At 46.5% G+C, this 14,622-nt stretch carries 11 protein-coding genes; 5 read left to right on the forward strand and 6 right to left on the reverse strand.

The genetic code is table 11. The annotated features are described in order from the left end of the window. Positions 1–14: 14 nt before the first annotated feature. Complete coding sequence (locus DF182_RS17615) at positions 15–1,250, forward strand: MFS transporter (protein WP_113617156.1); 1,236 nt, start codon at positions 15–17, stop codon at positions 1,248–1,250. A gap of 1 nt (position 1,251) precedes the next feature. Here DF182_RS17615 and DF182_RS17620 read toward each other — a convergent pair whose 3' ends face one another. From DF182_RS17620 to DF182_RS17630, 3 genes are all read right to left on the reverse strand, one after another. Further along, entirely contained in the window at positions 1,252–1,713 is a 462-nt protein-coding gene (locus DF182_RS17620) for a MarR family winged helix-turn-helix transcriptional regulator (RefSeq protein WP_113617157.1), read from the reverse strand. A 230-nt stretch (positions 1,714–1,943) separates the two neighbouring features. Further along, a complete protein-coding gene (mdh, locus tag DF182_RS17625; protein WP_113617158.1) occupies positions 1,944–2,885 on the reverse strand; it encodes a malate dehydrogenase in 942 nt (313 codons plus the stop codon). A gap of 99 nt (positions 2,886–2,984) precedes the next feature. Then, positions 2,985–3,482, reverse strand: coding sequence for a peroxiredoxin family protein (locus DF182_RS17630; RefSeq protein ID WP_113617159.1), 498 nt, complete (start codon positions 3,480–3,482; stop codon positions 2,985–2,987). A gap of 189 nt (positions 3,483–3,671) precedes the next feature. Here DF182_RS17630 and efp point away from each other — a divergent pair, with 189 nt between their 5' ends. From efp to accC, 3 genes are all read left to right on the forward strand, one after another. Further along, the gene (gene efp, locus DF182_RS17635; protein ID WP_113617160.1) at positions 3,672–4,238 is read left to right on the forward strand and encodes an elongation factor P; all 567 of its coding nucleotides are present in this window, start codon (positions 3,672–3,674) and stop codon (positions 4,236–4,238) included. Positions 4,239–4,370: 132 nt separating this feature from the next. After that, on the forward strand, positions 4,371–4,856 hold the full coding sequence (gene accB, locus DF182_RS17640; RefSeq protein ID WP_113617161.1) for an acetyl-CoA carboxylase biotin carboxyl carrier protein: 486 nt from the start codon (positions 4,371–4,373) through the stop codon (positions 4,854–4,856). A gap of 127 nt (positions 4,857–4,983) precedes the next feature. Then, positions 4,984–6,321, forward strand: coding sequence for an acetyl-CoA carboxylase biotin carboxylase subunit (gene accC / locus DF182_RS17645; protein WP_113617162.1), 1,338 nt, complete (start codon positions 4,984–4,986; stop codon positions 6,319–6,321). 72 nt (positions 6,322–6,393) lie between these two features. Here accC and DF182_RS17650 read toward each other — a convergent pair whose 3' ends face one another. Beyond that, positions 6,394–7,218 (reverse strand): hypothetical protein, encoded by an 825-nt coding sequence (locus DF182_RS17650; RefSeq protein ID WP_113617163.1) that lies wholly within the window; start codon positions 7,216–7,218, stop codon positions 6,394–6,396. A 174-nt stretch (positions 7,219–7,392) separates the two neighbouring features. Then, the gene (locus DF182_RS17655; RefSeq protein ID WP_113617164.1) at positions 7,393–9,582 is read right to left on the reverse strand and encodes a glutamine synthetase III family protein; all 2,190 of its coding nucleotides are present in this window, start codon (positions 9,580–9,582) and stop codon (positions 7,393–7,395) included. A 418-nt stretch (positions 9,583–10,000) separates the two neighbouring features. On the opposite strand from DF182_RS17655, the gene purL reads away from it, so the two are divergent. Further along, positions 10,001–12,223: a phosphoribosylformylglycinamidine synthase subunit PurL gene (gene purL, locus DF182_RS17660; protein ID WP_113617165.1), complete on the forward strand. Its 2,223-nt coding sequence runs from the start codon at positions 10,001–10,003 to the stop codon at positions 12,221–12,223. A 79-nt stretch (positions 12,224–12,302) separates the two neighbouring features. Here purL and DF182_RS17665 read toward each other — a convergent pair whose 3' ends face one another. Further along, a complete protein-coding gene (locus DF182_RS17665; protein WP_113617166.1) occupies positions 12,303–14,621 on the reverse strand; it encodes a TonB-dependent receptor in 2,319 nt (772 codons plus the stop codon). Position 14,622: the final 1 nt, after the last annotated feature.

Raw genomic sequence — 14,622 nt, forward strand, 5'->3', positions numbered from 1 at the left:
CAACCAAATATCAAATGAAAACTGATAGCCGCTCTGTCTCTATCTTTAATATAGCCGTTATTGTTGCTTCCCTGGGCTATTTTGTAGATATCTATGATCTTCTCCTTTTTACCATTGTCCGGGTGCCTAGTTTAAAGGAACTGGGATTACCACAAAACGAAATTGATGCCGGCGCAGGTTTGTTGCTGATTAATATCCAGATGCTGGGATTGCTGATCGGAGGAATTGTTTGGGGCATCGTTGGCGATAAAAAGGGCCGTTTGAGTGTATTGTTTGGCTCCATCCTGATTTATTCCGTGGCCAATATTGCCAATGGTTTTGTGCATAGCATCAATGGTTATGTACTCTGGAGATTTGTCGCCGGTTTTGGTCTGGCAGGGGAGCTGGGGGCAGGTATTACCCTGGTATCTGAGATATTACCGAAAGAAAAGCGAGGATATGGTACGATGATCGTAGCCACAGTAGGGGTTTCCGGAGCGGTGGCGGCCAATCTGATCGCCAAGCTGGTAGGAGACTGGCGAATCTGTTATTTCATTGGTGGTGGTTTGGGCCTTTGCCTGCTGATTCTGCGGGTGAGCGTGATGGAATCGCATCTGTTCAATGAGGTGCGTTCTTCAACTGCAGCCAGGGGTAGTTTTTATGCGTTATTCACCAGCCGGGAGCGGTTTTTCAAGTATCTGAAATGTATGTTACTGGGTGCGCCTACCTGGTTTGTGGTAGGTATCCTAATTGCTTTTTCCAACAAGTTTGCCAAGGAAATGAATGTGAACGGAGCTATCAATCCTGGTGATGCGGTGGCTTTCTGTTATGCGGGGCTGACGTTGGGAGATTTTTCTTCCGGGTTGATCAGTCAGCTGTGGAGAAGCCGGCGTAAGGTAATGCTGTTGTTCCTGGTGTTTACTGGTATTATGGTAACGGTTTATCTCAATATGTTCGGTGCGCAGACCTGGATGTTTTATACGGTGTGTTTCCTGCTGGGCTTCAGTGTGGGGTTCTGGGCTATTTTTGTGACCATTGCGGCAGAGAGTTTTGGTACCAACCTACGGGCTACGGTAGCCACTACGGTGCCTAACTTTGCAAGGGGCATGTTGCCGCTGATCTCCCTGTTGTTTATACAGGTACAGCATTATTTCAGCTTCTTGCAGAGCGGGGCGATAGTAGCGGTGATTTGTATTGGTATTGCTATGATTGCTGCCTGGAAAATAGAAGAGACATTTGGAAAAGACCTGAATTATCTGGAAGAGATATAGGTTAATGGTAAGCCTCCAGCATTTTATCCAATAATTTGTTCAGCTGACCGATTTCTTTTTCGTTCAGAGATTTGAAGGAATCGTTCAGCTGATTGATTTCTGCATCGATGGCGCTGAGTAGTTCCAGGCCTTTGGCAGTAATTTTTACATCTACAGCTCTTCTGTCGAGTTCGCAGCTTTTGCGTTCTACGAAGTCAGCTTTCCTGAGTCTTTCCACGAGACGGGACACATCGCTCATTTTGTCGAGCATTCTTTCTTTCAGCAGGTTGATACTGGCGGCTTTGGGGTGTTGTCCGCGAAGGATGCGCAGTATGTTAAATTGCTGCATGGTGATGTCGTAACGTTTGAAAAACTGCTGATGGCGGGAGGTGATCCAGTTACCGACGAAGATGAGGCTTACAAGTCCCCGTTGATAATCATCTCCGAAATTTTTTTGTGTAATGAGTTTTTCAAGATTTGACATACGCTGTTGCTGAGAGTTAGCGAAATGGGTGCCTGGCTGATTAGAAGTATTTCATTTATACGATTTTATATGCAGGCTGATATCAAAATTACGAATCTTTTTTAACACAAATTAACATTGGGGGTTATGAATGATGCTGGTATTTTTCCCGGTGGGTATAAACAGTGAGGGCTGACCGGAAAGTTTTTGATAACTTTCTGATCAGCCCTGCAGGTAAGAAGTATATGCGATTATGCTGTAGCAGACTGCATTTTATCGAGCACGTCCATCACTTCCTTCACGTGTTGGGCGGAAGTGTTGAGCAGTGCTTTTTCATCTTCATTAAGTTTCAGTTCCAGAATTTTTTCGATACCGTTTTTACCCAGGACTACAGGAACGCCGAGGTAGATATCTTTCAGGCCGTATTCGCCGGTGAGCCATGCACAAACCGGGAAGATACGTTTTTCATCTTTTACGATAGCTTCAACCATCTGTGCGGCTGCGGCTCCCGGAGCATACCAGGCGGATGTGCCGAGGAGGTTGACGATTTCGCCGCCACCTACTTTGGTGCGTTGAATGATGGCTTCCAGTTTGTCTGCTGCTACCAGTTCAGTAACAGGGATACCGCTAACGGTGGTGTAGCGGGGGAGAGGAACCATGGTATCGCCGTGGCCGCCCATCAGGATAGCCTGGATATCTTTAGGGGAACAACCGATTTCTTCGGCCAGGAAGGCGCGGTAACGGGCTGTATCCAGGACACCGGCCATGCCGAACACCTTGTTGCTGTTCTTTTTGGCAGTCAGGTACGCACAGTAGGTCATTACGTCGAGCGGGTTGCTGACAACAATGATAATTGCGTTGGGAGAATGTTTGGTAATATTTTCAGTAACTGATTTAACGATATTGGCGTTGGTGGAAATCAGGTCGTCACGGCTCATACCGGGTTTACGGGGGAGGCCGGAGGTGATTACTACCACATCGCTGTTGGCCGTTTTGGTATAATCATTAGTGACCCCGGTAACCTTGGTGCTGTAATAATCAATGGGAGCTTGCTGCCATGTATCCAGCGCTTTTCCTTCAGCTGTTCCTTCCTTAATATCCAATAAAACCACTTCTTGTAGAAAATCTCTATGGGCCAGCACGTTGGCGCAGGTTGCGCCCACATTTCCTGCTCCTACTACTGTAACTTTCATTTTGTAGATAGCTTTAAAAGTGAAGAATGATTATGATAAATAAATGTAATGATTCGGGATCAGATAAGCCTGGTATGGCTTTGCTTTGGCTGGTATTCCCTATTTCTTCAGGTAGTGAACCAGGGAATCCAGTTTCACAGTGCCTTCAAAGCCCTTGATGAACTGTTGTTTTTTGTCATACAGGTAAAGTCCGGGGAAGTAATGCAGGTCATAGAAATACATGATCTGGCGGGTGGGTTCGCTGGCCATAATAACATTGGGATAATTCTTAATGTTATAATGGTCATAGTATTCCTTCATCTGTTCTACTTTAAAGGGCGTTATCATCAGGATCTGGGTACGTTTGAATTTGTCCAGGTTTTTCAGCATTTCTTCTGTCAAATGCTTGCAATGGTCACAATCTACGCTAAAAATAAAAACCATTGTTTTTTCATTTTTGCGAAGGTCGTTTTTGGTGATGGTATGCCCATCTACCATGGTGAGGGGGAATGCCGGAATGACAGGAAATTGCAGATAAGCAGGTTTGGAAGGGGCGGCACTCTGAGCCTTCAGGAACATTGGTAGACAACACAATACAAATAAAAACACATTACGCATATGCAAAAAATTTCTGTGATTTAAAATTCAATTTACCCCTTTAATGTCATTTATTGGAGAAAAAAGACGAAAATTGGGCTGAAAAGTCACTAATCTGCCTAATTTTAGGAATTAGTTGATTGTTCATATGCAAAAATTTCTACTTTTGCAATCCGTATAAATTTTTAACTTAAAATCAGTAACCTATTTATGGCTACCACCGCAGATATCAGAACAGGATTAATCATCAAGCTGGATAACAGTTTGTATTCTGTTGTAGAGTTTGGTCAAAACAAAACCGCCCGTGCTGCAGCGAAAGTTTGGGCTAAATTGAAAGGCGTTGATAATTCCCGTTCTATAGAACACACTTGGAACTCCGGTGATACCATTTTCCCGGTTCGTATTGAGAAAAAACCATTTCAGTTTTTATACAAGGATGACACCGGCTACAATTTCATGGATAATGAAACTTTTGAGCAGATTGCTATGCCCGAGCAGAGCATCGATGCACCTCAGTTCCTGAAAGAAGGTCAGGAAGTAGCAGTACAGATCAACACTGAAACTGAACAATACATGTCGGTAGAACTGCCTGATAAAATTGTGGTACTGGTAACTTACTCCGAGCCTGGTGTAAAAGGTGATACTGCTACCCGTACACTGAAACCTGCTACTGTAGAAACCGGTGCAACCGTAATGGTGCCTCTGTTTGTAGAAGAGGGTGAACTGATCCGTGTGAATACCAAGAATGGCGAATACATCGAAAGAGTAAAAGCGTAATCCGTTATTAGGTTGGATGGTCCGGATGTTTGAGTAAGCATTATTGTTTATGACGCGATATCCAGATGATTGTCCATGCAAATAACCCAATCTCGCATATTCTATATAATTTATAAACCAAAAATTGTCTACATGGACTTTAAACAGATTCAGGAACTGGTAAAGATGATCAACAAATCCAATATCAGTGAACTGAGCATTGAGCAGGACAAGTTCAAGATTACAATAAAACAGAAAGATAACGAAGTACAACAGGTAATCACTGTTCCTGCGGCCACAGCGCCCATCCAAACGGTAGCAGCTGTAGCTCCGGCAGCCGCACCAGTATCTGCAGCAGCCACGCCAGCCGCTGCTGCGCCAACTGCACCTAAAGCAGACAACCTGATCACTATCAAATCTCCAATGATCGGTACTTTCTACCGCTCTGCTGGTCCAGATAAACCTCCTTTTGTCAATGTTGGTGATGAAGTAACTGCTGGTAAAGTAGTTTGCATCATCGAAGCGATGAAATTATTCAACGAAATTGAAAGTGAAGTGAGTGGTAAGATCGTTAAAGTACTTGTTGACGATGCTTCTCCGGTAGAATATGATCAACCTTTGTTTTTAGTAGAACCGTAATAACAGCCATTAGCTTTTAGCAGTTAGCCTTTAGCCTCTGACAGTATTTTATGTTGGGTTAAAGGCTAACTACTAAAGACTAATGGCTGAATGTTATTTGCTATTACATCAACTTATAAGGAAAACAATGTTTAAAAAAATATTGATTGCCAACCGTGGTGAGATCGCCCTTCGGATTATCCGTACCTGTAAGGAAATGGGTATCAAAACGGTTGCAGTTTATTCTACTGCAGATAAAGACAGCCTGCATGTGAAGTTTGCGGATGAAGCAGTGTGTATTGGCAAGCCACAGAGCAGCGAATCTTACCTGAATATCCCTCACCTCATGGCCGCCGCCGAGATCACCAATGCTGATGCTATCCACCCCGGATATGGCTTCCTGGCTGAAAATGCCCGTTTTGCCGAAATCTGCGGAGAGCATGGTATCAAGTTCATCGGCCCCACTCCGGATATGATCCGTAAAATGGGCGACAAGATGACGGCGAAAGAAACCATGATTGCAGCCGGTGTACCGGTAATCCCCGGTTCTGAAGGCCTGCTCCAGAGCGTGGAAGAAGCCAAAGTCCTTGCTAAAAACATGGGCTTACCCGTGATTCTGAAAGCTACTGCCGGTGGTGGTGGTAAAGGTATGCGCGTGGTATGGGATGAGAGTGAGCTGGAGAATGCCTACAATATGGCAAAAAATGAAGCCCGCGCCGCTTTCAACAATGACGGTATCTACATGGAGAAATTCGTGGAAGAGCCCCGTCACATTGAAATCCAGGTTGCAGGTGACCAATATGGCAAAGTATGCCACCTGTCTGAAAGAGACTGTTCTATCCAGCGTCGTCACCAGAAACTGGTAGAAGAATCTCCTTCTCCTTTCATGACACCCGAACTGCGTGAGAAAATGGGTGAAGCTGCCATCAAAGCTGCCAGCGCTATCAACTACGAAAGCGTTGGTACTATTGAGTTCCTGGTAGATAAACACCGTAACTTCTACTTCATGGAAATGAACACCCGTATCCAGGTAGAACACGGCGTGACAGAAGAGGTGATCAACTTCGACCTGGTTAAGGAACAGATTAAGATCGCAGCCGGTATTCCTATCTCCGGAAAGAACTATACTCCTCAGATGCATGCCATCGAGTGCCGTATCAATGCGGAAGATCCTTACAACGATTTCCGTCCTTCTCCGGGTAAGATCACTACCCTGCATATCCCTGGTGGCCACGGCGTACGCGTGGACTCCCACATCTATGCTGGTTATGTGATTCCTCCGTATTACGATTCCATGGTAGCTAAAATCATCACGATGGCACAAACCCGTGAGGAAGCTATCAATACTATGGAGCGCGCACTGAGCGAATTCGTGATCGAAGGTGTTAAAACTACCATTCCTTTCCATCAGCAGCTGATGCGGGACGAGAACTTCCGTAAAGGAAACTTTACGACCAAGTTTACCGAAACCTTTAAGCTGGTATAACACTGACGGATATACGTTAATAAAAAAGTCCTCCCAACCGGGAGGACTTTTTTTGTTTTAATAGTACTTGTTTTAGTATTGATAGTGAAGCTCCGCCTGCCGGATCTGGTTATCGAAAATCTGGTATTCCTGGCCATGAGAAGGGGGACCTAGTTTAACAGGTAGCCCGAAGTTGTTGTAGGTGGTAGCTTTGAAAGGGTTGTTTCTACTGTAGTCTCTGTCAATAAACTGCCAGATGGGATGTAGCTGGTGGAAATTGATATTGTTGTCGTACTCGAAGTATTCGTCTGAAGCGGTGACACAGTTTGTGTTACAGAGGGGCGGCAATTCCTCTTCTGTCCGATGGACTTTATACAGGTTACCATCAGCATTGTAGTAAAACTCTCTGGTGGTCTTCACTGCTGGTTGGTGGTGGTATAGTTGGATGGCTATTTCCTTGTTGATTCTGTTTTTATAGTCATAGGTGAAGTGATGTATCCAGATGGTATCACCTGTTTTTATAATAGGTTCACCTTCTGGGTTGTACCTTCCAAAAACGAAACCAGTGTCTCTGATGATACGGCCGGCATTGTCGTAAACAAATTTCCGGGCAAATTCATATATGTAATAGGGCGTATCATAGGCGCCTATGACCACTGCGAGGCGGTTGTGTTTATCATACCTGAACAGCTGATTGGGATAGCCGGTGGAGACAAAACTTCGGAGGATGGCGGTAGGGTTGCCTAAGGCATTGTATGTAAAGTGTAGGGTATCAGCATGATAAGGCATTAGTCCGGTTATTTTGGAAAGTTTTACGGGCGGCAGACAGGGGGCTGATGGGTAGGGCTTCTGACATCTGGTTAGGAATAAGAGCGCGAGCAGGCTGCAGCAGAACAGGGTAAATAGATTTTTTTTCATGTGGGATAAATTTTGGGAGTTAGTGAAAAGAGCTACAGGAGAGGGCATTCGGGGTATAGGGATAAGAAGGTGGGGCGGTTAAGAGGGATAAACAAAATTAACAAAGGTGGCTGCAAAAATAAAGCCCCGGATAAAAATCCGGGGCTAATCATACACCAAAACAATCTTACGGTTTTATCGCAAGAAAAGCAGTTCTCTATATTTAGGCAGCGCCCATTTTTTGTCGTCCACCAGGAACTCCAGTTTATCGGAGTGGTAGCGGATAACATCAAAGTACGGCTTAATCTTTTCGCAGTAGTCGATCGCTTTTTGACGGCTGTCGGTCAGTTTGTTGGTGACCTTACGTTGCTCGATCATGGCCTGAACATTTTCACTGATTACGTTGATATGTTCAGATATTTTAGCGGCGATTTGTGTTTGTGCTTTGTAGGAGGCGTCTCCCAGGCCAATTTCTTTCAGTCCGCGGATGTTGCTGATCAGTTCATTGAGGTAGCTGATAGCGGAGGGCAGAATGGTGTTAGTGGCCAGGTCGCCGATTACACGGGCTTCGATTTGTACTTTTTTCACGTAGTCTTCCAGCAGGATCTCGTGGCGGGCGTGTAATTCTTTTTCTGTGTAAACGCCGGTTTCGGTATACAGCTGAGCGGCTTTTGGAGTAACCATCGCATCCAGCGCTTTAGGCGTGGTTTTGATGTTCTGTAAGCCTCTTTTTTCAGCTTCTTTTTCCCATTCGTCGCTGTATCCGTCGCCTTCGAACAGAATTTTTTCCGAATCTACAATATATTTCCGAAGAGTTTGCATGATGGCAATCTCTTTTTTCTCACCTTTTTCGATCAGGCCGTCCACTTCTACTTTAAAGTCGGTCAGGGTTTTGGCCACGATGGTGTTCAGCACGGTCATTGCGGAGGCGCAGTTGGCAGTAGAACCTACGGCACGGAACTCAAACTTGTTGCCGGTGAAAGCAAAAGGAGAGGTACGGTTACGGTCGGTGTTGTCCAGCATCAGCTCCGGAATGTGGCGGTGCAGGTCGAGTTTGAGGATGGCTTCATCCTGTTCGTCGAATTTGTTGCTTACGCGGGATTTTACTTCCTGCAGTACTTCGTAGAGGTATTTACCGGAGAATACGGAGATGATGGCAGGAGGTGCTTCGTTGGCACCCAGACGGAAGTCGTTGCTGGCGGAAGCGATCGCTGCTCTCAGCAGGTCGGCGTAGTCGTGTACTGCTTTGATGGTGTTCACGAAGAACGTGAGGAACATCAGGTTGGTTTTCGGTGTTTTACCGGGAGCCAGCAGGTTTACACCGGTGTCGGTGGCCATGCTCCAGTTGTTGTGTTTACCTGAACCGTTGATGCCTGCGAATGGTTTTTCGTGCAGCAGTACTTTCAGTTTGTGGCGTTTGGCCACTTTATTCATGATGTCCATCAGCAGGGAGTTGTGGTCCACTGCGATGTTTACTTCTTCAAATATAGGAGCACATTCGAACTGGGAAGGAGCTACTTCGTTGTGGCGTGTTCTTAAAGGAATACCCAGTTTGTAGGATTCTTCTTCGAAATCGCGCATGTAAGCGTATATACGCTCAGGGATAGAACCGAAGTAGTGGTCTTCCAGCTGCTGGCCTTTGGAAGGTGCGTGACCTACCACGGTACGGCCGGTCATGAGCAGGTCAGGACGGGCGTTAGCCAGGTTTTCATCTACCAGGAAGTATTCCTGTTCCCAACCGAGGGTAGGGGTTACTTTGGTAATATTTTTATCGAAATAGTTGCATACGTCTACTGCGGCTTTGTCGATAGCGACGAGTGCTTTCAGCAACGGAGCTTTATAGTCCAGTGATTCGCCGGTATAGGAAACAAATATAGTAGGGATGCAGAGGGTTTTACCATAACCCTGTTCCAGAATAAACGCAGGAGAAGAAGGATCCCAGGCTGTGTAGCCGCGGGCTTCGAAGGTGGCTCTTAAACCGCCGTTAGGGAAGCTGGAGGCGTCAGGTTCCTGTTGTACCAGGGCGTCGCCGTCAAAAGTTTCCAGGGCAGTGCCATCACCTTTGAGGGTGAAAAAGGAGTCATGCTTTTCAGCAGTGGTGCCGGTTAATGGCTGAAACCAGTGAGTGTAGTGGGTTACACCTTTTTTCATAGCCCAGGCTTTCATGCCGGAAGCGATTTGCTCCGCCATTTTGCGTTCCAGCTTGGTGCCATTTTTAATTGAGTTCATCAGGCTTTTGTAAGCCTCGTCACTCAGATATTCCCTTACAATTCTTCCGGCAAAAACATTGCTGCCGAATACTTCGGTGATTTTACCGTTGTGTTCGGGAAGTGTGGTGTCTACGCCAGCTAATCCTTCCAGCGCGGTGAAACGTAACGATTGCATGCTGTAATTAATTTTACACAAAAGAACACATATGCCGCTGGAAATGCAAATTATTTGTTCACTTTAACCAAAAAATTACATTTCGAAGTTAAAAAAGAGAGTTTTTTTAACAAATGAATAAAAAAAAGAGCTTGCTATGATCTGAAACTGATAAATTAAAAAATTTATAATATGATTTTAGGGCTTCAATGAACGGAGACCATATTATCCCCTCATTTTTATAGGGCTACAGCCTTACCTGAACGTTTTTAAACGCTCAAATACCACCTGCATTTATTTGAACCCATTCATCTGACCTCATCTATGGTGTCAAATGAACTTGTACCATGACTCTTGTACCCAGTTTCTTTGGCATTTGCCGTAAAATCTTGTAGGTTTGCATCTTCTTTTTAATTACTCGTTTTATATACTAAACTACATGCAAACCACCGTAGAAATTGCTGAACAGCTGGGCCTTACTGCTGACGAGTTTGAACGAATTGTATCTGTCTTGGGGCGTACGCCCAATTTTACCGAACTGAGCATGTACTCCGTAATGTGGAGTGAACACTGCTCTTACAAAAACTCTATCGTGTGGCTGAAATCACTACCTCGTGAAGGCGACCGCCTGCTCGTAAAAGCTGGTGAAGAAAACGCCGGCCTGGTAGATATCGGCGATGGATACGCGGTTGTGTTTAAAATAGAATCCCATAACCACCCCTCTGCCATCGAACCCTTCCAGGGCGCTGCTACCGGGGTTGGTGGTATTCACCGCGACATCTTCACAATGGGTGCACGTCCTATCGCGGCACTCAACTCCCTGCGCTTCGGTAATATCAACGATAAAAAAACACAGCACCTGGTGAAAGGTATCGTACACGGTATCGGACACTATGGTAACTGCTTCGGCGTTCCTACTGTAGGTGGTGAAACCTATTTCGAAGACTGCTATGGTACCAACCCCCTGGTAAACGCCATGAGCGTGGGTATCGTAAAAGTAGGCCAGACCGTTTCCGCTACCTCACATGGTGAAGGCAACCCTGTTTTCATCGTAGGTTCTGCAACCGGTAAAGACGGTATCGGTGGTGCTTCCTTCGCTTCCGCCAACATCACGGAAGACAGCGCGGAAGACCTGCCAGCAGTACAGGTAGGAGATCCCTTCCAGGAAAAGAAACTGCTGGAAGCCTGCCTCGAAGTTATCAAAACCAATGCTATCGTAGGTATGCAGGATATGGGCGCTGCCGGTATCACCTGCTCTACTGCCGAAATGAGCGCCAAAGGCGAACATGGTATGCACATCTGGCTGGATAAAGTACCTACCCGCCAGGAAAATATGAAAGGTTGGGAAATGCTGCTGAGCGAAAGCCAGGAACGTATGCTCATCGTAGTGAAAAAAGGACAGGAAAAACCAGTACTCGATATCTTCGAAAAATGGGACCTGCACTGCGTTCAGATCGGTGAAGTAACAAAAGATACCAACCTGAAATTCTATATGAACGGTGAACTGGAAGCTGACGTTCCTGCTGAAAGCCTCGTGCTCGGCGGCGGCGCTCCCCAATATCACCGCGCTTATACCGAACCAGCTTATTTCCAGAAAATAAAAGCATTCGATATCCAGAACATCCCGGATACCGACCACGCTAAATTTGTAGCTGAAAGAATCATCGCACTGCCTAACATCGCTTCCAAACGCTGGATCTACAACCAGTATGACAGCATGGTGGGTACTGCCAACGCTACTACCAACGCTCCAAGTGATGCACCGGTAGTACTGATCAAAGGCTCCAAAAAAGCACTGGCGATGACCACCGACTGTAACAGCCGCTACGTTTTTGCGGACCCGCATAAAGGTGGCCAGATCGCTGTGGCAGAAGCTGCCCGTAACATCGTTTGCTCCGGCGGTGAACCAGTAGCCATCACCAACTGTCTCAACTTCGGTAACCCTTACGATCCGGAAGTATACTACCAGTTTGTACACGCTGTTCAGGGTATGGGCGAAGCCTGCCGCAAGTTCAACACTCCTGTTACCGGCGGTAACGTGAGCTTCTACAACCAGTCTCCTGATGGTCCGGTATATCCTACTCCAACCATTGGTATGGTGGGTATCCTCGACAGCATCGACCAGCGCATCACGCTCGACTTTAAACAAGCCGGCGACCTGGTGTACCTGATCGGCCGCAGCCGCAACGATATCAGCAGCTCTGAATATCTGCACAAAATCATCGGTATCGAATTCAGCCCTGCTCCACACTTCAACCTCGAAGAAGAGCACCTGTTGCAACAGGCTATCACCAAACTGAACAAAGCAGGACTGATCCAGTCTGCACACGATGTCAGCGAAGGTGGTCTGTTCATCACCATGATGGAAAGTGCTATGTCTAAAGGCCTGGGCTTTGAACTGCACCTCAATAACAAATTCCGTAAAGATGCCTACCTGTTCGGTGAAAGCCAGAGCCGTGTAGTCGTAACCGTTAAACCGGAAGACAAAGAGAAATTCGAAGCACTGATGCACGGTCTGATAGACGCTACCGATGTTTCCGTACGCTACGAAAAAGTAGGTGTGGTAACCGGCGATCATGTGAAAGTAGACAACGAAGACTGGGGTAAAGTAAACGACTGGAAGAAGATCTATGATACTTCCATCGAAGAACACCTGAAATAGTTTTTCGTCAACGTATAAAAAAGCGAAGACCGGCATTTGCCGGTCTTCGCTTTTTTTAATGTATGAATGATAGATTTGATCAGAATGCATAACGGAAACCCAGGTTAAACCTCGCACCGTTGCCTTTGATATAGGAATCTGTTCTTACTCTGGCTTGTGACATCACCGGGTAATAATCCGCATTCAGCAGATTGTCAACCCCCAGCCGTATTGAGGCTGCTTTGTTGAAACGGTAGCCGGTATACAGGTTTACCAGATAAAAATCGCTCACCAGTCCACTACCCAGATCATAATCTTTGGTGGCCGGATTGGGGTCGAAGTGTTTGCGTACGCCGGAATAGATATAATACACGCCCAGGTCCCACTGTTTCAAAGGAGAATAGTTCACATTTACGGTCATCTTATCCGGAGTAATACGGGTGGTAGGCAGCCATGTTTTAACACCGTTTACTTCCTTTTTACCTTCTACATGAGTATAAGCAGCGCTGGCAGAGAGGTTGGGTAGTATTTGATAACCAGCTGTGAGTTCGAAGCCTTCTACCCGTTCAGGGGCACGCTCCGGAACGGCCACGCCATTCACGTCTTTCAGGCTGGTACCTAGGTTGGAGGTGCTGATAAAATAAGAGCCGGAAGCATTAAACCGGCCGATGTTGCTATTAAAACCGGCTTCGTAGTTATCGGTGATGATGGCTTTGGTTTCAATGGTGCCGATGCTGGTGGTGCCATTGCTCACGGCCTTGGCCAGTCGCAGCGTACGACCCAGATCATACAGGGAGAAGCTCTGGGAATAGCTGACAAAAGGATTAAACGCAGGGAAACGGGTATAACGCAGGCCTGCATTGAATACCAGCGCCTCATAAGGTAGATTGCCGCCTTTTACCAACACGCCGCCGGCATAGTTACCGAACTTGATGGTGGTATAGTCAGGAATATCGAGGCGGATATTTTCGTAGCGTACACCGGCTTTTACCAGAAAGTCCTTGAACAGATAAGTCTTCAGCTGTGCATAAGGCGCCAGATTTTTCATGTTCATTTCCGGTACAAAAGGCCTACCATCGGTTAATGGCTGGGCTGTTTTATCATTGAGAATATCTACACCCCAGGTAACATCACCATGCAGATTGGGATGGAAATTAAATGGAGTATTGAGATTTACGCGGGCACCCATTTTTTTGGAAGTGATGGCAGAGTTACCGGGTGGAGCGTAAAAATCAGAATATTCGAATACCGTATAGAAGTCCTGGTAGTACAGGTTTACGTTGAGGGAGGTATTCCCAACCAGATTTTTGCTGGTATAGTTCAGCCAGGCGTTATGGTTGTAGGGCGTGCCCTGTTTATCGCCGGGATTGGTACCCACTACACCAACAATGGGACTTTGTCCGAATTTTCCACCGGAATCCACGTAGGTGCTGTTCTGCATGGTACGGTAGTAGTTGTACATTACCTCCAGCCGGTTGTTGGCGTTGAAATCGTAACCCAGTTTGGCGAAGAGGTTAACGTTTTCATTCTGGCTGAGTGACTGAAAAGGAGCGATTACCTGGCCTTTGGCGTCTTTGTTGACCCCGGTTTGTTCGTAGGTACCACTGACTACATAATCAAAACGGTTGATCTTACCAGAAAACTGCTGAGTCACGCGTGCACCCAGACTATTGGCTGCATGTGTGAGGGAACCGCTGGTGCCGATGTCGGTACTGCCGCTGAAACGCTTTTCGGGATTGGCTTTGATGGTGATGAAATTAATGATGCCACCATCAGCGCCGTTGCCATAGATGGCGGTAGAGCCTTTGATGACTTCCACTCTTTCGATTACAGACACATCAATGCTGCGCATGTCTTTGTCACCATTGCGCAGGGGCGTGGATTGCGGAACTCCATCAATCATGATCAGCATACCACGGCCGCGGAGGGTTTGTCCTTTGTTGGTGGAGGTGTTGGAGCCTAATGTGAGGCCCGGCACATTCATGCTGAGGAGCTGATTGATGTCGGTGGTGATGGCACTTTGTTCACGCAGTTGTTTGCCGCTGATGATGGTGATAGAGGAAGGTACTGTGCCCAGTGTTTCCTTGTTACGGCTGGCGGTGACTACCACCTCATTTAATCCTACATCGGAAGATCTGATGGTGAGAGCCAGCGCGGTAACGCTGTCGGAGATGGTAACAGGTTGTTCCAGGGTGGTGTAACCTATGCCAGTAACGATAAGGGTATACTGACCGGGTTTTATATTGTTGATGGTAAAAGAGCCGTCAGGTCCTGAAAGAGCGTGTTTCTGAGTGCCGGAAAGATAGACGCGCAACATGGGCACCGCTGTTTGTGCGGTGTCGCGGATGGTGCCGGTAAGTTTTTGTGCATTTGCCTGTAAAGTAATCAGTAGTGCCAGAATGCCCAGGTATTGTTTCATT

The sequence above is a fragment of the Chitinophaga flava genome (assembly GCF_003308995.1).
GTDB lineage: Bacteria > Bacteroidota > Bacteroidia > Chitinophagales > Chitinophagaceae > Chitinophaga > Chitinophaga flava.